Genomic DNA, 18651 nt, shown 5'->3' on the forward strand with positions numbered 1-18651 from the left:
TGCCGCGTGGATCGCCGCCGCCCGCGTCGCGGAGGCCGCATCATGACCGCCGCGGCGTCCGCTCGTCCGGCGTTGCGTCACCGCCTGGCCGAGCGCGGGATCGACCGCACCCTGCTGCTCCTGGTGCCCGGTCTGCTCGTCATCGCTTGCCTGTTCCTGTACCCCTTCCTCTACGGCCTCCAGTTGTCGTTCGCCCCGCGCAAGGGCGGCGTCTTCGCGAACTACGCGCGGTTCTTCGGCGACCCGTACCTGCGCGACACCATCTGGACGACGCTCGCCATCGCGCTCCCCGCGACCTTCATCAACGTCCTCGCCAGCATCCCGATCGCGTACGTGATGCGCGGCCGGGTGCGCGGCAAGCGCCTCCTGACGACGATCCTGGTCGTGCCGATCACGCTCGGCACCGTGCTCACGGCGCAGGGCCTGATCATGTACGGCGGGCCGGCGGGCTGGCTGAACAAGGTGCTCACCGTCCTCGGCGTCACCGACCAACCGCTCCCGCTGATCCACAACTACACGGGCGTGCTGTTGTCCCTGGTGATCACTGGCTTCCCGTTCTCCTTCCTGCTGACGTTGTCCTACCTTTCGGGCATCGACCCCTCCCTGGAGAAGGCGGCCGCGACGCTCGGCGCGAACGCGGTCCAGCGCTTCCGGCGCATCACGCTGCCCCTGCTGGCGCCCGGCCTGGCGATCACCTTCTGCCTGTCGTTCGTCATGGCGTTCTCGGTGTTCCCGTCGGCGCAGCTCGTCGGCGATCCCGCGAACGAGACCCGCGTCATCTCGATCGCGGCCTACCACGCCGCGTTCGAGGAGTACGACTACTCGATGGGCTCGGCCGTCGCGATGCTCATGGCGGTGGTCATGCTGATCGTGATCGGCCTGGTCATGGCGTGGCGCGGCACGCTGTACCGCGGAGCGACCGGAGGCAAGGGATGATCGGTTGGGTCGCGCGTCCCGGACGTTGGGTCGTCTGGTCCGTCATCGCGTTCTTCTTCGTCAACCTGGCCGGCGTGGTGCTCTCGGTGGTCGTCGACTCGTTCGGCACGCAGTGGTTCGGCACCTGGCTCCCGGACGGGTTCACCACCCATTGGTACGCCGACGCGTGGCGCGAGTTCGGCCTCTCGGACGTCCTCCTCACGACCGCGGTCGTCGCCCTGGTGGTGATCGCCGTGTCGGGGGCGGTCGGCGTCCCGGCCGCCTACGCGCTGGCCCGCCGTTCGTTCCCCGGCAAGCGCCTGGTGATGCTGCTGTTCGTCCTGCCGATCCTCATCCCTCCGATCACCTACGGCATCCCGCTGGCCACCGTGCTCTACAAGTTCCACCTGGCCGGCACGATCACCGGCGTCATCCTGGCGAACCTCGTGCCGTCGGTGCCGTTCGTCGTGCTGACCATGACGCCGTTCATCGAGCAGATCGACCCGAAGATCGAGGCCGCGGCCCGCATGTCCGGCGCGCGGACGGTCTCGGTGTTCACCCGGATCCTGGGGCCATTGCTGCTGCCGGGGATCCTGGCCGCGTCGATCCTGGTGCTGGTCCGCACGGTCGGCATGTTCGAGCTGACGTTCCTCACCGCGGGCCCGGACTCGACGACCCTCGTCGTGGCGCTCTACAACTCGGTGTTCGCCGCGGGCATCCGGGCCAACCAGTCGGTCGACGCGATGGCGACCATCTATACGGGGTCCATGCTCGTGCTCCTTCTTGTGGCGTTGCGTTTCGTGAACCCGACCCAGCTCGTGACCCGGATCCGGGAAGAGACCTGAGGTGGTGCTCGTCCGCTCATGTGATCGACTTTACCGCGAAGTGTCGAACATGTGATCGACACGATCGAGCGAATGTGCAGCTCTTGCGCCTCCCCCGAGGGGAGCTGACACGCTGGGCTCATGCGTTATTCGATCGGCGAGCTCGCCCACCGGACCGGGTTGACGGTCAAGGCCGTCCGGTTCTACTCGGATCGCGGCCTCGTGCCGCCATCCGGGCGCAACACCGCGGGCCAGCGCCGTTACGACGACGCCGCGCTGGCCCGCCTCGACGTCATCCGCATCCTCCGCGACCTCGGCATCGACCTCGCCACGATCCGCCGGGTGATCGACGGCGAGACGACGATCGCGGAGATCGCGGCGAAGCACGCGGAGGCGGTGGAGGCACAGATCGGCGTACTGCGCCGGCGCAGCGCGGTGCTGAAGGCCGTGGCGAACCGCGGTCCGGCTCCCGAGGAGAGGAGTCTCGTGCACAAGAGGGCGGTGCTGTCCGAAGTGGAACGACAATGCCTGGTCGGCGACTTCCTTGCGGATGCCGTAGGTGACCGTCCCGAGTTGGCGGGGATCATCCGCACGTTGACCCCCGACTTCCCCGAGAACCCGAGTCCCGAACAGGAGGAGGCGTGGATAGAGCTGGCGGCACTGATGAGGGACACGGAGTTCCGCACGAACCTGCGCCGCCTCGCGGACGGCCACGAGGCCGGGTTGCGCCGCGACCTGGCGGCGGAGGTGCGTGACGCGGTCACCCCGGCCGTCGCGGCCGGGATCACCCCGAAGTCCCCGGCGGCGAAGGCGATCCTCGAGGGGCTCGGCCGCGATCCCGCCGAGCTGCGGCAGTGGCTCAACGTGGTGAACGACCCGCGCCGCGAGCGCTACCTGGAGCTATTGGGGGTGATCAACGGCTGGGCGGCCCCGGAAAGCCTGGCGCCTGCCTTCGACTGGCTGGCCGAGGCAATGGCAGCCTGACCGCGGCTCGGCCAGGGCTGCGGCGGCTTGCCGGACTCGGCTGCAGCCAGGAAGCAGCTCTCGCCTTCTGACCGCGGCCATGGTGGCCTGATCGCCTGCCTGGCCCAAGCCTGGCCGACAATCCGGCTCCCGCGGGTTGGCCAGGACTGCGGCTTCGCTGCGGTCACGAGGAAGCTCCCGCCTCGATCAGCCGTCAGCGGCTACGGAACCCTGACCGCCTCCCGGATCGAGGCCAGAGCGTCTTCGGCCGGTTGCGCATCGACCCGGCTCCCGTCGCGCAGCCGCACGGAAAGCTGACCCGCGGCCACCTCCTCCCGCCCGATCACGGCCTGGAACGGCACCAGACGCCCGTCCCGGATCCGAGCGCCGAGGCTGCCCTGCGCCACGATCTCCGCACGCACGTCTCCACACCGATTGAGGATCTCCCGCGCATACGGCACTTCCGCCTCGGACACGGGCAGTAACCGAAGCTGGACCGGCGCCAGCCAGCCAGGGAACGCGCCACCGTGGACCTCGACCAGCTGGGCGACCGCCCGCTCGACGCTGCCGATGATGCTGCGGTGCACCATGACCGGCCGGTGCTTCGCCGCGTCCGGGCCGATGTACTCGAGGTCGAACTGCTCAGGCTGGTGGAAGTCGACCTGGACGGTGGATAGGGTCGACTCGCGGCCCGCGCTGTCGACGATCTGGACGTCGATCTTGGGCCCGTAGAAGGCGGCTTCTCCTTCGACGGCGTCGTACGGCAGCCCGTCGAGCGCCGAACGCAGGATGTCCGCCGCGCGGTCCCAATTCCCGGCGACGTACTTCCCGCCGTCGCCGGGTAGGGACAGGCGGTACCGCGCCGGGCTGATGCCGAGCGCGTCATACGCCTGGCGGATCATGGCCAGCGCCGCGGCCACCTCGGCTTCGACCTGGTCGAGGGTGCAGAAGATGTGCGCGTCGTTGAGGTGGATCGCGCGCACCCGGCTCAGGCCGCCGAGCACGCCGGACAGCTCGGCGCGGTACATCCCGCCCAGCTCGGCGATCCGCAGCGGCAGCTCGCGGTGGCTTCGGCCGCGCGAACGGTAGATCAGCGCGTGGTGCGGGCACAGGCTGGGCCGCAGCACGAGCTGCTCACCGCCGACGTCCATGGGCGGGTACATGTCGTCGCGGTAGTGGGCCCAGTGCCCGGAGATCTCGTACAGGTCGCGTTTGCCGAGCACGGGCGAGTTGACGTGCCGGTACCCCGAACGCCGTTCGAGGCGCCGGACGTACTCCTCCAGGCTGTGCCGGACAGCGGCACCGTCGGGCAGCCAGTACGGCAGGCCGGCGCCGATCAGCGGATCGGTGTCGAACAGGCCCAGCTCACGGCCGAGCTTGCGGTGATCGTGCATTGTGGACTCCTCGTGGACGGCGAGGCGGGTGACCACAAGACGAAGCCCGGGGCAACCGCCCCGGGCTGGAGACATCGTTCAGCGCGCCGGGACAACTTCCGGCGTCGTCGTCAATGCGCGCTTCATTGAACGGACGGTAGCAGGAAGTGTGATCCGGGCCAGTTCTTTTCCGGTTGCCGTGGTTTTGTCGGCCGGTCGCAGTAAGGTGCAGGCTGGGCACGTTCCGTCATCGAGACGGGGCTTGGAGGAGGGGAATGGCGATGCTCAACGCCGTGAGGCGGTCATGACCGCACCGCACCACGATCTCCGGCAGCTGCAGCGGCAGGCCGGCGAGCTGGACGTGCGGCTGGCCGCCGCCCGGCACACCGCGACGTCGGCTGATCAGCTGGTCACCGCGGTGGTGACCGGCCAGGGGAAGCTTGTCGACCTGCGGATCGACGACCGCGCCCTGTACGGGGCAAATGCGCAGAAGCTCGGCCTCGGCATCGTCGAAGCCGTCCGGAATGCCCGGAACGCGGCGCGAGCCTCGTCGCTGCCGGAGCTGAACGCGCTGTTCGGTCTGCAACCGCCACCTCCGGTGGCCGGGACCGCGCCTCCACTGCCACCGGCGCCGCTTTCTCCGCCGCCGCAAGCGCGTGAGTCCGTGCAGCGCCAAGCCGAGCCTGACGACGAGAGCTTCGAGGAGTTCGATTTCCTGACCGACGAAGAGCCGGAATCGGGAGGAGGTCGCTGGTGAACAGCGAAGAGGAGCTCTACAACCTGGCCAAGGAGATCGACGCGCGGGTCGCCGCCGTCGAGCAGGCGGCCTCCGCAGGTGGGCAGATGCCGTTGGTGCTGGGCATCGGAGCAGACCTGGGCACCGTGACCGTGGATGGTGCGGGTGGCCTGGTTTCGGTGGACCTCGCCCGCGAGGCGGTCGCCGGTCAGACCGGTGCCAGCCTGGCCGCACACGTGCTGCGTGCGATCAACAACGCCGAGTCGGCAGCGTCGACCCGCCGGAAGCGCATGGTCGACGAGGCTGCGCGAGAGGTGGGAAGCCGATGACCAGCGGTGGATTCAATCCCCTTGGCGGCGACTCCGGTTTCGAGGTCTACCCGCAAGCCCTCCGGGCGGCGACGAATGAAGTCTTCGCGGCGAAGGAGAAGGTCACCAAGTTCGCCGTGGGGGACCTCGCGCCGATGAGCTTGCACGACGAAGACGTCGGCATGCTCGGGGTGCGGTCGGGCATCGTCCAGGTCTTCAACGCGGTGATCCAAAGCATGCAGGAGAAGAGCGAGCGTGGCGCCGAACGGCTGGCGGCGCTGGCCGAAGCCCTGGACAAGGCAGCCGACTACTACGAGACACAGGACGAAGAGGACTATCGGCGGCTGCGCGCGCAGGAAGAGGGATTGAACTGACGATGGTTTCAACCGTTTCCGCGGCGCAGCCGCAGCACGCGCCAGCTCCTTACCCCGAGGACGCCGATGCCAAAGTCCGCCAGATCGCCGGTATCTTCCACCGTGACGACATCCTGCGGCTGCTCGACGACATGCGCACCAAACTGCTGGGAAACGTGCTCAGCGTGCAGAAGCTGGCCGAACAGTTCGCGGCGGTCAGCACCCTCGCGGACGCCAAGGCCGACATCGGCAACGCCGTCCAGGTCGTCAGCGGAACCTGGTCAGGACGCGCCGCGAGTCAATTCGGCGCGTATACGACCAGGGTGAGCGAGGCGCTCGACAAGCAGAACTCCGCTGTCGGCGCGGTGTCGTCGATCCTCACCGACATGACAAACCTCGTGGTCGACACTTACGCAACGGCGATCAAGTTCCTGGGAACCTGTGCCGCCGAGTTGGCCAAGATCGACGTCAAGGCCATTATCGCCGCGCTGACCGCGGTCATCCCGATCGTGGACATCTTCACGGCCAAGGATGTCATCGACACGGTGGTCGAGGCCTTCGGCACTTTGGTCAAGGACTTCGTTGACCTGCTCGCGGACTCGGAGAAGAAGATGGGCGAGTTTTGGGGCAAGGCGAACGCCCTCGTCCGCAGTGACACCGACTTCCCGGAGATCCCGGAACTCCAGGGCGGTTCGGGAATCGACAACCAGAAACAGTGGCGGGTCGATCCGTCCGCTTGGCCGGAGTGAACTGATGCGAATGCGTGTTCTGCCGTTGCTTCTCGTGGCGATCCTCGGCGGGTCGGCGATCACCGCTTGCGGGGCCGCCGGACCGAAACGGGTTCTGTCCCAACCGCCGTCGCCCGCACAGACCGGCTCGGCCTTGCCTCTGACGCCCGTGCCGCAGCCGGTCGACCTCACGAAGTTCGACGCCGATCCGTGCGGGCTGCTCACCAAGGATCAGGTCGCCGCGGTCGTCGCCGATCCGCCGGATGCCGTGACGCCGCGCAAGTCCTTGACCACGGCCTCCGTGGGGTGCGCGTGGAACGGCGGGAACTCCCCGCTCGTCTCCGTCCTCAAGCCCCTGACGGAACCTACAACGCTCGAAGGCCTCAAGAACACCTCGCGACGCGAGTCCGGGGCGCTGGACCCGTGGACCGAGACCTCGCTCGACGGCTTGCCCACCGCGGTCTTCCACGAGATGCCCGGGCCGGACAACTGCGACGTCGCCGTCGCCGTGACCGATGCCGACATGCTCGTCTTCAGCTTCCACGGCAATGGCTCGACCTCGACCTACTGGGACAAGGACCGCTGCGGCGGGGTCCTCAAAACAGCCGAGTTCGTGATCGGCAACCTCCGCGCCGGCTAACCGAGGAACGTCTCCAGCTGCTCGACGACGAACGCGTGGTCCTCGGCCTGGGGCAGCCCCGACACGCCCACCGTGCCGATCGGGCCGACTCCGCGGACGATCACCGGGAACACCCCGCCGTGGGCGGCGTACTCGTCCGGGTCGAGGCGGGAATGCTCCTCGAACGAGCCGCCCTTCGCTCGGAACTGGGTGCCCACCAGGAACGAACTGTGGCCGTAGCGGTCGACCACGCGGCTCTTGCGCTCGATCCACGCGTCGTTGTCCGGCGACGTTCCCGGCAGGGCCGCGTGGAAGAGCCGCTGGCCGTTGCGGCGGACCGAGATCGTCACCGGCAGTCCTCGCTCGCGGGCCGCCGCCAGCAGCTGCTGGCCGAGGGCCAGGGCCGTCTCGTTGTCGAACTTCGTGAACTGGAGGCGTTCCTCCTGCTCGGCGAGCTGGGCGAGGCGTTCGGCTTCGGTCATGCCGCCCATTAAATCAACACTGTTGTTTAATTGCCAGTGAACTCGGTCAGGGAGAGCACGTTGCCGTCCGGGTCGCGGAACCACGCGATCAGGGCACCGGGCGTGGCCCAGATTTTGTCGGTGTCCTGTGGCAGCGTGTCGTAGGTGAGGAACTCCACGCCACGGCCACGCAGCTCGGCCACCGCTGCCCGGATGTCGGCCACCTCCCAGCCGAGCACCGTGAACGGCTGCGGCGTGAACTCGGCCACGGCGGTGACGCGCAGCATCGTCCGGCCACTCCGGAACACGCACGCGAAGGGGGTCTGCTCGATGAACTCGAGCCCGGCGACATCCGTGTAGAAGGCGCGTGAGCGCTCCAGGTCGGTCGAAGGTGCGAAGGCGACCAGTTCCGCTGAACCGAGCATGGGCTCCACCTCTCTCGGCGGCGAAGGTACACCTTGGCGAGGCCGCCGACGTGGGGAAAGCTCACCCGAGGAGGTGGGCATGGGCCGGATCCGGCGGCGCACGGTGCTCGGCGGCGCGGCCGCGGTCACCGTGGCCGGCGCGCTGCCCGCCGCGTGCGCTCCGGCGCCGCGGACGGGCACGATCGACGACGTCCGCCACGTCGTGGTGCTGATGCAGGAGAACCGGTCCTTCGACCACTACTTCGGCACCATGGCCGGCGTGCGCGGCTTCGGCGACAAAGCCGCCCTGCGGGACGTCTTCCGCCAGCGCGGCCGCGCTGGCCCCGTGCTGCCGTTCCGGATCGACACGTCCGTTGTGGACGGTCAGGACCTCGGCGAGCTGCCGCACGACTGGAACAGCACGCACCGCGCGTGGAACGGCGGCGCGTACGACGGCTGGGTCGCCGCGAAGAGCCCCATGACGATGGGCTACTTCACGCGCGACGACATCCCGTTCCAGCACGCGCTGGCGCGCGCGTTCACGCTGTGCGACCACTACTTCTGCTCGATGCAGGGCCCGACGCAGCCGAACCGGCTGTTCCACTGGACCGGCACCGTCGACCCCGAGGGGCTCGCCGGCGGTCCCGTCACGCAGAACTTCCCGGACTACGAGCCGTCGTTCCGCTGGACGACCTACCCCGAACGGCTGCAGGCCGCCGGGATCTCGTGGCGGATCTACGCCAACGACGAGGAGCGCGGCGTCCCCGAGCACTTCGTCGGCGACTACGGCGACAATCCACTGTGGCTGTTCCGGAAGTTCCACGACTCGTTGCGCTCGAAAGACCCGGTGGCGCGACGGCTGGCCGAGCGCGCGAACCTGCGCACGCGGCTCAAGCCCGATTCCGGCAAGGGCAAGGACGTCGACCACGTGCTGGCCGAGTTCCTCGAAGACTGCGCGGCCGGGACGCTGCCCGCGGTGTCGTGGGTCGTCGCCCCGTACGGCTACTGCGAGCACCCCGCGGCCCGGCCCGTCGACGGCGCGGCGTACGTCCAGCGGATGCTGAAAGCGTTGTGGGCCAAGCCGGAGCTGTGGGAATCGACCGTCGTCTTTATCAACTACGACGAAAACGACGGCTTCTTCGACCACGTCATCCCGCCGACTCCGCCGCCCGGCACGCCGGGTGAGTACCTGCCCGGCAACCGGCCGGAGCGGGGCGAGCCGTCCGGGCCGCCGGCGCCGATCGGGCTGGGGCCGCGCGTGCCGATGACCGTCGTCTCGCCGTGGAGCCGCGGCGGCTGGGTGAACTCGCAGGTCTTCGACCACACGTCCGTGCTGCGCTTCCTCGAGACGTGGACCGGGGTGCGCGAGCCGAACATCTCGGCGTGGCGCCGGGCGATCTGCGGCGACCTGACCAGCTGTTTCGACTTCCGGACGCCCGACACGTCGATCCCGGACCTGCCGGACGCCGACGCCCTGCGCGCCGAAGCCGACCGGACGCAGGCGCGGCTGCCGAAGCCCGGCGTGCGGCCGGGCGCGCTGGTGCAGGAGCCGGGGACGGCGAAGGCGCGACCCCTGCCGTACCAGCCGATCGCCTGGGCGACCGCCGAGCCGGGCGTGCTGAGGCTGCACCTCGCCAACCACGGCACGCAGGCGCTGCAACTGGCCGTGTACGCCTACCACGCGGGCGGGACGTCGCAACGCTTCGACGTCGGCCCGAAGAGCGAGCTGACCGGCGAAGTCCCGTACGGCGGCTCGTACGACGTCGCCATCCACGGCCCGAACGGCTTCCTCGTCGAGGCCTCGGGTGGCACCGGGCTCGACGCCATCGTCACCTTCGAGAACGCGCTACGAGTCACGGTGACCAACCGCGGCCCGGCGCCCGTCCCGCTGAACGGCGTCACCATCCCGCCGGGCGGCGCGCGCGACTTTCCCGTGCCGACGAAAAACGGCTGGTACGACGTCGTGTTCGAGGTGCCGGGCTGGCGCCGCCGCTTCACCGGGCACCTCGAGGACGGCCGCCCGTCGCGGACGGGGCCTTAGCGCAGGAAGTCCAGCGCGAAGGCCGCGAGCATCGCGACGCCGGTCGGCATCGCGTCCTCGTCGAAGACGACGCGGTTGGAGTGGTTCGCCGCCGCCTCGGCGGGGTCGACGCCGGGCGGGCACGCGCCGAGGAACGCGTACGCGCCGGGAACGCGTTGCAGGACGTAGGAAAAGTCCTCGGCGCCCATCAGCGGGTCGGCGAGCAGCTCGACGTTGTCCTCGCCCAGCACGGCCGCGCCGAGGCGCAGCACCTCGCCCGCGATCCGGTCGTCGTTGACCGTCACCGGGTAGCCCGGCTCGACGTCGGCGACCACGCGGCACCCGTAGGCCGCGCCGACCTGCTCGCACACCTTCGGCAGCTCGGCGCGGACCAGCGCGCGCGTCTGCTCGGACAGCGTCCGGATCGTGCCCTCGAGCTCGGCGGTCTCCGGGATGATGTTCGACGTCGTGCCGGCCTGGATGCGGGTCACCGAGAGCACCGCGGGGTCGAACACGCTGACCCGGCGCGTGATCATCGTGTGCAGTGCCCCGACCATCGCCGCGGCCGCCGGCACCGGGTCGATCGTGTGCTGCGGCGCGGAACCGTGGCCGCCCTTGCCGGTGACGCGCACGTGGAACGAGTCCGCCGACGCCATCAGCGGGCCCGGCCGCAGCTGCAGCAGCCCACTGCGCGCGTTGGCCAGGATGTGCACGCCGAACGCGCGCTCGACGCGCGGCCCGGCGGCTTCGAGCACGCCCTCGTGGATCATGAACCGGGCGCCGTGGTGGCCCTCTTCGCCCGGCTGGAACATGAACACGACCGATCCGGCCAGCTGGTCGGTGCGCGCCGCGAGCAGCCGCGCGGCCGAGGCCAGCATCGCGACGTGCGTGTCGTGCCCGCACGCGTGCATCGACTCCGGGTCCTCGGACGCGAAGTCGAGCCCGGTCTCCTCGGTCAGCGGCAGCGCGTCCATGTCGCCGCGCAGCAGCACGGCCGGGCCGGGGCGCGCGCCGCGCAGCACGGCCGTCAGCGACGTCGTCGCCTTGCCTTCGGTGATCTCCAGCGGCAGGTCGGCGAGGCTTTCGCGGATCGCGGCCTGGGTGCGCGGCAGCTGCAGGCCCTGTTCCGGGTGGCGGTGCACGGCACGTCGAAGCGCGACGGTGCGGCCTTGCAGCGCCCGCGCGTCGTCGAGGAGCCCGGCGAACGGCGTGCCGGGCAGGGTGGGCAGGTCAGTGGGGCCGGTCATGGTCCCGATAGTGCCTCATGCGGCGCTTCGGGCGCACCGTGCGTGCGCTCGGCCGAGCAGCGGAATACGGTGTGCGCATGGCGGTGGATGAGCCGGTCACGGGCTTCGCGGTAGCCGTGGTCCGGGAAGACGGTCGGTGGCGGTGCAGTGCGCTCGACCCGGGGGCGCTGACCGAGCTGGACGCGGCGATCACTGAACTGGGCAAACTACGTTCCACCGGCGCGAGCTTCGGGCTGCTGGCGGTCGACGACGAGTTCTTCGTCATCGTCCGGCCGAGCCCGCGGGGGCCGTCGTTGCTGCTTTCGGACGCGGCGGCGGCGCTGGACTACGACATCGCGGCGGACGTCCTCGACGTCCTGCGCGTCGATCCGCCGGACGAGGAGGACGACTCCGTCTGGCCCGAGGGCGACCTGGAGATCCTCGCCGATCTGGGGCTGCCCGGGCCGGAGCTGGAGGTCATCGTCGGCGAGGTCGACCTCTACCCGGACGAGCAGCTGCAGATGGTCGCGCAGCGGTGCGGGTTCGGCAGTGAGTTCGCCAAGCTCCTGGACGAGCTCTGAGACGCCCGTCCGACACCGAGGCCGTGGAGGCCGCGCTGGAAGCCGCGCGGGCTCCCGGCGCGGACGTGCCGATCGGGGCGGTCGTGTTCGGCCCCGACGGCACTCCACTGGCCGCCGCGCGCAACGCCCGTGTCGAGCTGGGCGACCCGACGGCGCACGCGGAGATCCTGGCCCTGCGCGCGGCCGCCGGGGCCGTGGGCGACGGCTGGCGGCTCGAAGGCTGCACGCTGGCGGTGACGCTGGAGCCGTGCACGATGTGCGCGGGCGCGCTGGTGCTGGCCAGGATCTCGCGACTGGTGTTCGGGGCGTGGGAACCGAAGACGGGCGCGGTGGGGTCGCTGTGGGACGTCGTGCGTGACCGCCGTCTCAACCACCGCCCGGAAGTCCACGGCGGCGTGCTGGAAAAGGAATGCGCGACGCTGCTGGAGACGTACTTCGCGACGCGGCGCTGATTCGGCCCGCCCGCGCTGGGTACCCGACCCCGCGAAGGGAGGTACCCATGACGATGAAGGACAAGGTTCAGCAGACGGTGGGCGGCGCCCGCGAGAAGCTCGGTTCGGTCACCGGCAACCGGCGCCTCCAGGCGTCGGGCCGCGCGCAGCGCCGCCGCGCACAGGTCCGCGAGGTGGCGCACGACCTGCGCGCGAAGGCTCGCGGTCTGGTGCGAGATGCCCAGGTCAGGCGGCGCCCGGCCCGCCCCGCCGACCCCAGGTGAGGCTCCGGACGGCACTCCGGTATTGTTCTCGGCGGTGGCGTGTCCGAGCGGCCGAAGGAGCACGACTCGAAATCGTGTGACGGTTGATCCCGTCCGTGGGTTCAAATCCCACCGCCACCGCTCTCTCGTCCGGACCCCCGGTCAGCCCAGCTGGCCGGGGGTCCGGTCGTCTGGCAGGTAGTCGGCCAGCTCCGAGGGTCGCCGGCTCGCGAAGACGGCTCCGTCCAGCTCGGGTGCCTCGGCGAACGTCATCTTCGAGAAGTCGGTCAACGACAGGAACTTCGCGTTTTCGAATCTGGCGTAGTTCCTGAATGATGTGTTGGTGAACGTGGCAATCGCCTTGAAGGTGGAATCCGAGAATGTGGCTCCACTGAACCGTGTGTCGGTGAACGATGCCGACCCGGTGAACGTGCATTCGTCGAGGTTCGCATCATCGGCGAACGTCGCCTCCCGCAGTGAAAGGCGTTCGGCGAATCGGCCCTTCCGGAAATTGGCGCCGCCCTCGAACGTCGTCTCATCGAACCACGCCGAGGCTTGGTAGGTCGCCTGCATGAACCAGGTCCGTCCGATGAAGCGTGCTTCGGTGAACATCGCGTACTGGTGAAAGTGCACCTCGTCGAACCTCGATTGATCGGAGAAAACCGCCTGGTTGAACTTCGCCCCTCCGATGAACTTCGCTTTGACGAAGGACACCCTGCCGTCGAAGACGACTTGGCTGAAGTCCGCGTCTTCGGAGAATTCGGCATTGGTGAACGTAGCCGTCTTGAGGCGGCAGTGTGCGAGGTCGAAACCGATCAAGGCGGCGCCCGTGAGGTCCAGGTCGATGTCCGGCCAGAACTTCTCCGAAGTGGCGCGGAGATGAGCTTCGATGATGCGCTGCGCGGTCAAGCGGACCTCGCGCTCCTGATGCCGGTCACCGGAAGCGATCGAGTAGACCGAGGCCGGACCCTTGATCCCGAGGCTGCGGTTCCGGAGACCGCCCACCTGGGAGGGGTGCGGATTGCTCCGGAGGTACGCGCAGATGACGTTGACGACGGTTTGGCGCTGGTGCGGGTTGTCCTGAGCCACCCGTTCCAAGGCGTAGAGCCCGCCGTGGCGGACGGCGGCGTGGGGCGAGCCGAGTTGTTCGACCGCTTTGAGGTACAGGTCGGTCAGCCGTCGTTCGGCCGCGTCGTGCTCGGTGAGCCGGGACACCCACTGCTGGTGGAGCAGGGTCAGTTCCGTCGACCGTTGCCGTCGTGCGGCGAGCAGCAGCGCGGCCGCGCCGCCGGCCCCGGCGACCAGCGTCGCTGCCGTCTTGATCGCGTCGAGCCGTTCGGCGGCACCGGGGCCCGATGACGTCCTGAGCAACAAGGTGGCCGCGATCGCACCCACCGCGAGCAGGGCTGTCGCGCCGAGGACGATCGATCGGGAGGTGAGCGTCCGCAGCGTTTCCGGTGCGGCCGGCGGTGCGTGTTCGGCGGGCTCGCGGCGATCGCGGAGCGCGAAGAGCAGCGCGGCGACGACGAGCGACAGCCCGCCCAAGACGGCCGCCCACCAGGTGCCGAACCCACGCCAGAGCGAGCCCCACAGCGGGCGTACGGCCCAGCTGGCCAGGGCGAGGCCGATGCCAAGAGCCAGGCGGGCCAGGTTGGCGCGCGACGGCCACCGTCGGAGTTTGCCGGTCACTTCCTCGAAGTCGCGCGAACGGCTCCGGCCGCTACGGTCCGCCCTTGACTTGAAGAGAACTTGAAGTGTGACCGTGGTCGGCACCAGCCGATCAAGGAGCACACGTGAAAGTTCTCGTCACCGGAGCCACCGGCAACACCGGCCGCCACGTCGTCGATGGCCTGAAGGACGCCGGCGCCGCTGTGCGCGTTCTCGTCCGCGACCCCGCCAAAGCACCCCACGGGGTGGAAGTCGTCCAAGGTGACATCACCGACCCCGCCGCAGCCGCCGAAGGGGTCGACGCCGTCTACCTCCTCTGGCCCTTCTACACCGCCGATGGTGTCGAAACCGCCCTGGAGTCCATGAAGGACAAAAAGATCGTCTACCTCTCGGCGATGGGCGCCGAGGACGGCGGCAGCAGCTGGGGGCACGTCGAAAAGGCCGTGCGGAACGTCACCGGCGACTGGACCTTCCTGCGCGTCACCGGTCTCGCCACCAACACCCTCGGCTGGGTCGAGCAGGCGGAAACCGGCACGGTGCGGGCGCCGTACGGCCAGGCCAAGAGGTCACTCGTGCACGAGAAGGACGTCGCCGAGATGGCCGTCAAGGCCTTCACCGAAGACCACGCGGGGCAGACCTACCTCGTCACCGGACCCGAGGCGCTCACCCAGGTGCGGCAGGCCGAACTCATCGGTCACGCGCTGGGAACGCCTGTCCGGTGGGAAGAGCAGCCGATCCGTGAAGCCGTGGAACAGCTGGGTGCGGAATTCGCGGCCGCGGCCCTGCCGTACTGGGCGTCACTCGTCGAGGACCCCGAACCCGTCTCGCTCGACGTCGCCCGCGTCACGGGCCATCCGGCGCGGCCCTTCGAAGAATGGGCCCGCGAGCGCTTCAGCTGAGGTCGACGGCCGGTGCGGTCAACGGCTCCAGTTCCGCCGCCAGCGCCGACAAGACCGCCATCTTCGCCTGGACCGTCCGGATCACCGCCGTGCAGGCGGAACTGACCGCGCTCACCACCTCGGCCGAGCGGTCGCCGGTCAGGACCGCTGCCACGGACGGCTCGACGGCGGTGGCCAGCTCGGTGACCTCCGCGGCCGCCGACATCGCCATTTCGTCCAGCAGCGCGGCGATCCGGACGCCCAGCGCGGCCGTCTCGGCGGCCGTGCGCGCCGCCTCCGTGTACTGACTGTCCACTGTGTCCGCCCACGTGCCGAACGTCTCGGCGCTGCCGCCGGTTTCGGCGCGCTCGACGCCGCCGCGGAACTCCGCCTGTGCCGCCGTCACCACCAGTGCCCCCGCGTCGACCGTCGCCGCCGACGCGCGGATCGACGCCGGTGCGCAGTCGAGGTGGCGCAGGGCCGCGACCGGGTCCGGGGCGCCGATGCGGCCCGCCGCCGAGCGCAACGTCACCAGCGCGGCCGCGGCCGACGTCAGCGCCGGGTGCTCGAAGACCTCGGCGGCGGTCGTCACGGCGCGACCGCCAGCCGTCCCCGGAAGCCGGTGCTCCGCGGGGTTCCGGCCGACATGCGCAGGCGACCCGCCAGGTCCGACGTCGCGTCGCCGAGGACGCGCGCGTCCGTTTCGCGGGCCGCCAGCGCGGAGGCCCAGCGCGCCGCCAGCTCGCGCGCCTGCGGCGAGATGCCGAACGGTGTCGAATCGACGCGGGCTTCCGCGAACCGGCCCGCCGCCTTGTCGCCGGCCGCCGCGGCCTGGTCGAGCAGGTCGGCCGCGGCGCGCAGCCGCTCGGGGTGCCGGGTGGCGAAGCTCCCGGTCCGCAAGGTACCGCTGTCGATCCGCGAGCCTCTGCCTTCCGGCATGGGGACCTCCGTCGTCAAGGGCGCTCACCCGATCGTGGAAGATCTTGCCTCATGCCCTTCCGCCGCCCGCATCGCGGTGACCAGCGGCGTTGCCTACGTTCCACCAAGTGGACGTCTTGACCGCAGGACGGGAAGACCGCGACCATGAACGCATGCCCGCCACCTCGGAACGCCTGATCGTCCGGTGGCCCGGCCGCGCCTCGAAGCGGTCGATCGGGGAAGGCACCGTGGAGCTCCTGCTGCGCCGCGGCCGCCTGGGCTCGCCGCCTGCCTGACGCGCGAGCCCGGCGTCCGAATTCCCCCGAAAACCCTTGGAGCACAACCATGTCCGTAGACCTGCCTGCCCGGATCCGGCTGCGCGAGTCCGTCACCCCCGACGGCGGCATCGTCGAAGGCCCGCGCGCCCTGCGCGACCCGGCGGCGAACTTCGAGCGCTTCAGCCTGCGCCCGCTGGGCCGGGTGATCGGCGCCGAGATCGACGGCGTCGACCTCGGCGAGCCGCTCACGCCCGAGCTGCGCGCGGACCTCAACCGCGCCCTGCTCGAGTGGAAGGTGCTCTTCTTCCGCGACCAGGACATCACGTCGGCGCAGCAGCGCGCGTTCGCCGCGAACTGGGGTGAGCTGGAGACCAACCCGTTCATCCCGAAGGGCGACGACGACGCCGTCACGCGCTTCGAGCGCACCGCCGCCATGCCCGGCTACGAGAACATCTGGCACACCGACGTCACCTGGCGGCCGAACCCGGCGCTCGGTTCGGTGCTGCGGCTGATCGAGGTGCCGCCGGTCGGCGGCGACACCATGTGGGCCGACATGGCCGCCGCCTACGACAACCTGCCCGAGGACGTCCGCGCCCGCATCGACGGGCTCACCGCGGTGCACGACTACCTCCCCGGCTTCGACCGGTTCTCCGACCCCGGGCTGCTCGCGCGGTGGCAGGACGAGTTCCCGCCGGTCGAGCACCCGGTCGTCCGGACGCACCCGGAGACCGGGCGGCGCACCCTGTTCGTCAACCAGGCGTTCACCACGCACATCGTCGGCATGGACCGCGACGAGAGCGACCGGCTGCTGCGGTACCTGTTCCTGCAGGCCCACACGCCGGAGTTCCAGGTGCGGTTCAGCTGGCGGCCGAACTCGGTGGCGTTCTGGGACAACCGCGCCACGCAGCACTACGCGGTCAACGACTACCACCCGCACGTGCGCATCGCGGAGCGCGTCGCCATCGCGGGCGACCGGCCGTTCTGAGCCTTAGCCTGGGGTCATGACCGATGAACCCCAAGCAGTGGTGACCGGTTTCCTCAAGGCCCTCGAAGACCTCGACATCGACCGCGCGCTGACGTTCGCGGCGAGCGACATCGTGTACCAGAACGTGCCGTTGCCGCCCGCTCGCGGCGTCGCGGCGGTCGAAAAGCAGCTGCGGCTGCTGGCCCGGTTCGGTTCCGGGTTCGAGGCACGGACGCACCACATCGCCGCGGACGGCAACGTCGTGCTCACCGAACGCACCGACGTGCTGCGCCGCGGCGCGTGGGAAGCGGAGTTCTGGGTGTGCGGCACGTTCGAGGTCGAAGCCGGCCGGATCATCCTCTGGCGCGACTACTTCGACTGGACGACGGTCCTGGCCGCGGGCGCGAAGGGCGCCGGGCGCGTCGCGCTCGCCGGCGCGCGCACGCTCCTCGGCCGCTACAAGGGGAGGCAGGCGGTCCGCTAGACCCGGTGCTCGCCGCGGTCGTGGTCCCGAAGGTCCACGACCGCGGCTATCCCCAGCACCAGCACGAACACGCAGCTGAGAACAATCAGCCCCCACATGATCGTTCTCCCTCCCCCACGTGCCGTGCCGACAGCGAGCTGTCGGGGAGTGGTCTGTGCCACTTTTCCGGCGGCTCACGCAGACCGTACCGCCGCTTCACGCGGGTTGTTCCGGTCCTTAGGGAGCATTTAAGGCAGATGGGCCGGACGGGTGACGAACGCACCGAGGACTGTCACAACCCGCGAGCGATCGGTTACGCACCAAGGTGCACCGAGGCGATTCCGTCCCGGACGGACACCGTCGTCGAGCGCAGCGCCGAGACGTCGGCGACGTACCGCAGCACCTTGGCCGCGTCGTCGCCCGCGAGCGGCTCGCACTCGTTGTCCGCGGTCCGCCGCACCGGGATCAGCTCGAGCCGCGGTTCGTCGCCGAACATGCACCCGGCCAGCAGCCCGTCGACGTGCCGCCCGCGCATCGCCGGCCAGTCGAAGACGAGGTTGCCGAGGCTGTAGAGGATCGGGCGCCCGCGGTAGACCTCGACGGCCTGGATCGTGTGCGGCCCGTGCCCGGCGACCAGGTCGGCCCCGGCGTCGATCGCGGCGCGCCCGTAGGCGACCTGGTACTCGGCGAGTTCGGCGCCCGGCAGGCCCCAGTGCATCGAGACGACGACGTGGTCGTGGGCCGCCTTCGCCCGCTTGACGTCGGCGACGAGCCGGTCGAGGTGTTCGGGCACCGGCGTCGTGCGCACCAGCGGCGGGCGGCCCGGGATCTCCGCGACGCGCGGGTCGGGCTGGTACGCCGTGGTCGCAAACGCTTGCGCGAGGCCCGGGAAGTCCGGCTGCCCACCGAACGGGCGAAGTGAGGTGTACGCGAGGAAAGCGACCTTCTCCCCGGAACGTTCGAGAACGGCGGGCGCGTGCGCGGCGTCGAGGTTCGCGCCGGCGCCGCAGTGCGCGATCCCGGCGTGGTCGAGGACCGGCAGGTTCGCCATCGCGACGAGGTCGTTGGCGCACGAAACGACGTCGATGCCCGCCGACGTCAGTGCTTCGGCCGTGGTCGCGTCGAGCGCGCCTTCGAGGTTCACGAACCGGAGGTCCGCGCTCTTGAGCAGCGGTTCCAGGGGTGCGAAGGCGGCCGAAGGCGTGGCGCGGCCTTGCACGTTGACGTCTCCGCCGAGGACAAGCGTGATCACGAAACCTGCTCTGCCGATTGGGTGA

At 70.1% G+C, this 18651-nt stretch carries 24 protein-coding genes and 1 tRNA gene; 17 read left to right on the forward strand and 8 right to left on the reverse strand.

What is annotated here, in order from left to right; all coding sequences use genetic code 11:
* Positions 1–42 precede the first annotated feature (42 nt).
* From QP939_RS15830 to QP939_RS15840, 3 genes are all read left to right on the forward strand, one after another.
* Positions 43–936 (forward strand): ABC transporter permease, encoded by an 894-nt coding sequence (locus tag QP939_RS15830; protein WP_285457537.1) that lies wholly within the window; start codon positions 43–45, stop codon positions 934–936.
* Positions 933–1760 carry an ABC transporter permease gene (locus tag QP939_RS15835; RefSeq protein WP_285457538.1) on the forward strand — a complete coding sequence of 276 codons (828 nt, stop codon included), beginning with the start codon at positions 933–935 and terminating at the stop codon, positions 1758–1760. The genes QP939_RS15830 and QP939_RS15835 overlap by 4 nt, the downstream gene beginning before the upstream one ends.
* 120 nt (positions 1761–1880) lie before the next feature.
* Positions 1881–2723, forward strand: coding sequence for a MerR family transcriptional regulator (locus tag QP939_RS15840; protein ID WP_285457539.1), 843 nt, complete (start codon positions 1881–1883; stop codon positions 2721–2723).
* Between the two features lie 200 nt (positions 2724–2923).
* Here QP939_RS15840 and thrS read toward each other — a convergent pair whose 3' ends face one another.
* A complete protein-coding gene (gene thrS, locus QP939_RS15845) occupies positions 2924–4171 on the reverse strand; it encodes a threonine--tRNA ligase (protein WP_285457540.1) in 1248 nt (415 codons plus the stop codon).
* 208 nt (positions 4172–4379) lie between these two features.
* On the opposite strand from thrS, the gene QP939_RS15850 reads away from it, so the two are divergent.
* From QP939_RS15850 to QP939_RS15870, 5 genes are read left to right on the forward strand one after another with little or no spacing between them, the layout of a single operon-like run.
* Positions 4380–4832: a YbaB/EbfC family nucleoid-associated protein gene (locus QP939_RS15850; protein ID WP_285457541.1), complete on the forward strand. Its 453-nt coding sequence runs from the start codon at positions 4380–4382 to the stop codon at positions 4830–4832.
* Positions 4829–5140 carry a hypothetical protein gene (locus QP939_RS15855; RefSeq protein WP_285457542.1) on the forward strand — a complete coding sequence of 104 codons (312 nt, stop codon included), beginning with the start codon at positions 4829–4831 and terminating at the stop codon, positions 5138–5140. Before QP939_RS15850 ends, QP939_RS15855 begins: the two co-directional genes overlap by 4 nt.
* Positions 5137–5493, forward strand: a complete 357-nt coding sequence (locus QP939_RS15860; RefSeq protein ID WP_285457543.1) for a hypothetical protein — start codon at positions 5137–5139, stop codon at positions 5491–5493. The genes QP939_RS15855 and QP939_RS15860 overlap by 4 nt, the downstream gene beginning before the upstream one ends.
* Before the next feature lie 2 nt (positions 5494–5495).
* A complete protein-coding gene (locus QP939_RS15865; RefSeq protein WP_285457544.1) occupies positions 5496–6221 on the forward strand; it encodes a hypothetical protein in 726 nt (241 codons plus the stop codon).
* A 10-nt stretch (positions 6222–6231) separates the two neighbouring features.
* Positions 6232–6840: a DUF3558 domain-containing protein gene (locus tag QP939_RS15870; protein ID WP_285459762.1), complete on the forward strand. Its 609-nt coding sequence runs from the start codon at positions 6232–6234 to the stop codon at positions 6838–6840.
* Here the strand turns inward: QP939_RS15870 and QP939_RS15875 are convergent.
* Together QP939_RS15875 and QP939_RS15880 are read right to left on the reverse strand one after the other, a co-directional pair.
* Positions 6837–7301, reverse strand: a complete 465-nt coding sequence (locus tag QP939_RS15875) for a heme-degrading domain-containing protein (RefSeq protein ID WP_285457545.1) — start codon at positions 7299–7301, stop codon at positions 6837–6839. The two genes, QP939_RS15870 and QP939_RS15875, sit on opposite strands and share 4 nt — an antisense overlap.
* A gap of 26 nt (positions 7302–7327) precedes the next feature.
* The gene (locus QP939_RS15880) at positions 7328–7705 is read right to left on the reverse strand and encodes a VOC family protein (RefSeq protein ID WP_285457546.1); all 378 of its coding nucleotides are present in this window, start codon (positions 7703–7705) and stop codon (positions 7328–7330) included.
* Positions 7706–7784: 79 nt separating this feature from the next.
* On the opposite strand from QP939_RS15880, the gene QP939_RS15885 reads away from it, so the two are divergent.
* Complete coding sequence (locus tag QP939_RS15885) at positions 7785–9725, forward strand: phosphocholine-specific phospholipase C (RefSeq protein ID WP_285457547.1); 1941 nt, start codon at positions 7785–7787, stop codon at positions 9723–9725.
* On the opposite strand, the gene QP939_RS15890 is transcribed toward QP939_RS15885, so the two are convergent.
* Positions 9722–10951 carry a M20 metallopeptidase family protein gene (locus QP939_RS15890; RefSeq protein WP_285457548.1) on the reverse strand — a complete coding sequence of 410 codons (1230 nt, stop codon included), beginning with the start codon at positions 10949–10951 and terminating at the stop codon, positions 9722–9724. The genes QP939_RS15885 and QP939_RS15890 overlap by 4 nt on opposite strands.
* Before the next feature lie 77 nt (positions 10952–11028).
* Here QP939_RS15890 and QP939_RS15895 point away from each other — a divergent pair, with 77 nt between their 5' ends.
* The 4 genes from QP939_RS15895 (at position 11029) to QP939_RS15910 (ending at position 12346) form a co-directional block, all read left to right on the forward strand.
* Complete coding sequence (locus QP939_RS15895; protein ID WP_206789346.1) at positions 11029–11511, forward strand: tRNA adenosine deaminase-associated protein; 483 nt, start codon at positions 11029–11031, stop codon at positions 11509–11511.
* A 23-nt stretch (positions 11512–11534) separates the two neighbouring features.
* Positions 11535–11963, forward strand: coding sequence for a nucleoside deaminase (locus tag QP939_RS15900; RefSeq protein WP_285457549.1), 429 nt, complete (start codon positions 11535–11537; stop codon positions 11961–11963).
* A gap of 47 nt (positions 11964–12010) precedes the next feature.
* Positions 12011–12226 carry a CsbD family protein gene (locus QP939_RS15905; protein WP_285457550.1) on the forward strand — a complete coding sequence of 72 codons (216 nt, stop codon included), beginning with the start codon at positions 12011–12013 and terminating at the stop codon, positions 12224–12226.
* A 33-nt stretch (positions 12227–12259) separates the two neighbouring features.
* Positions 12260–12346 (forward strand) — tRNA-Ser (locus QP939_RS15910).
* 21 nt (positions 12347–12367) lie between these two features.
* On the opposite strand, the gene QP939_RS15915 is transcribed toward QP939_RS15910, so the two are convergent.
* Complete coding sequence (locus tag QP939_RS15915) at positions 12368–13978, reverse strand: pentapeptide repeat-containing protein (protein WP_285457551.1); 1611 nt, start codon at positions 13976–13978, stop codon at positions 12368–12370.
* 20 nt (positions 13979–13998) lie between these two features.
* Here QP939_RS15915 and QP939_RS15920 point away from each other — a divergent pair, with 20 nt between their 5' ends.
* On the forward strand, positions 13999–14772 hold the full coding sequence (locus QP939_RS15920; RefSeq protein ID WP_285457552.1) for an SDR family oxidoreductase: 774 nt from the start codon (positions 13999–14001) through the stop codon (positions 14770–14772).
* On the opposite strand, the gene QP939_RS15925 is transcribed toward QP939_RS15920, so the two are convergent.
* Complete coding sequence (locus QP939_RS15925) at positions 14765–15343, reverse strand: hypothetical protein (RefSeq protein WP_285457553.1); 579 nt, start codon at positions 15341–15343, stop codon at positions 14765–14767. The genes QP939_RS15920 and QP939_RS15925 overlap by 8 nt on opposite strands.
* On the reverse strand, positions 15340–15690 hold the full coding sequence (locus QP939_RS15930; protein WP_285457554.1) for a hypothetical protein: 351 nt from the start codon (positions 15688–15690) through the stop codon (positions 15340–15342). The genes QP939_RS15925 and QP939_RS15930 overlap by 4 nt, the downstream gene beginning before the upstream one ends.
* Before the next feature lie 152 nt (positions 15691–15842).
* Between QP939_RS15930 and QP939_RS15935 the strand changes: the two genes are divergently transcribed.
* The 3 genes from QP939_RS15935 to QP939_RS15945 are packed head-to-tail and all read left to right on the forward strand — an operon-like array spanning position 15843 to position 17395.
* Complete coding sequence (locus tag QP939_RS15935; protein ID WP_285457555.1) at positions 15843–15965, forward strand: hypothetical protein; 123 nt, start codon at positions 15843–15845, stop codon at positions 15963–15965.
* 49 nt (positions 15966–16014) lie between these two features.
* Positions 16015–16932, forward strand: a complete 918-nt coding sequence (locus QP939_RS15940) for a TauD/TfdA dioxygenase family protein (protein ID WP_285457556.1) — start codon at positions 16015–16017, stop codon at positions 16930–16932.
* 16 nt (positions 16933–16948) lie between these two features.
* Positions 16949–17395: a limonene-1,2-epoxide hydrolase family protein gene (locus QP939_RS15945; protein WP_285457557.1), complete on the forward strand. Its 447-nt coding sequence runs from the start codon at positions 16949–16951 to the stop codon at positions 17393–17395.
* Positions 17396–17687: 292 nt separating this feature from the next.
* Here the strand turns inward: QP939_RS15945 and QP939_RS15950 are convergent, their stop codons facing one another.
* Positions 17688–18626 (reverse strand): CapA family protein, encoded by a 939-nt coding sequence (locus QP939_RS15950; protein WP_285457558.1) that lies wholly within the window; start codon positions 18624–18626, stop codon positions 17688–17690.
* Positions 18627–18651: the final 25 nt, after the last annotated feature.

This window comes from Amycolatopsis nalaikhensis (assembly GCF_030264295.1).
GTDB classification, from domain to species: Bacteria; Actinomycetota; Actinomycetes; order Mycobacteriales; family Pseudonocardiaceae; genus Amycolatopsis; species Amycolatopsis nalaikhensis.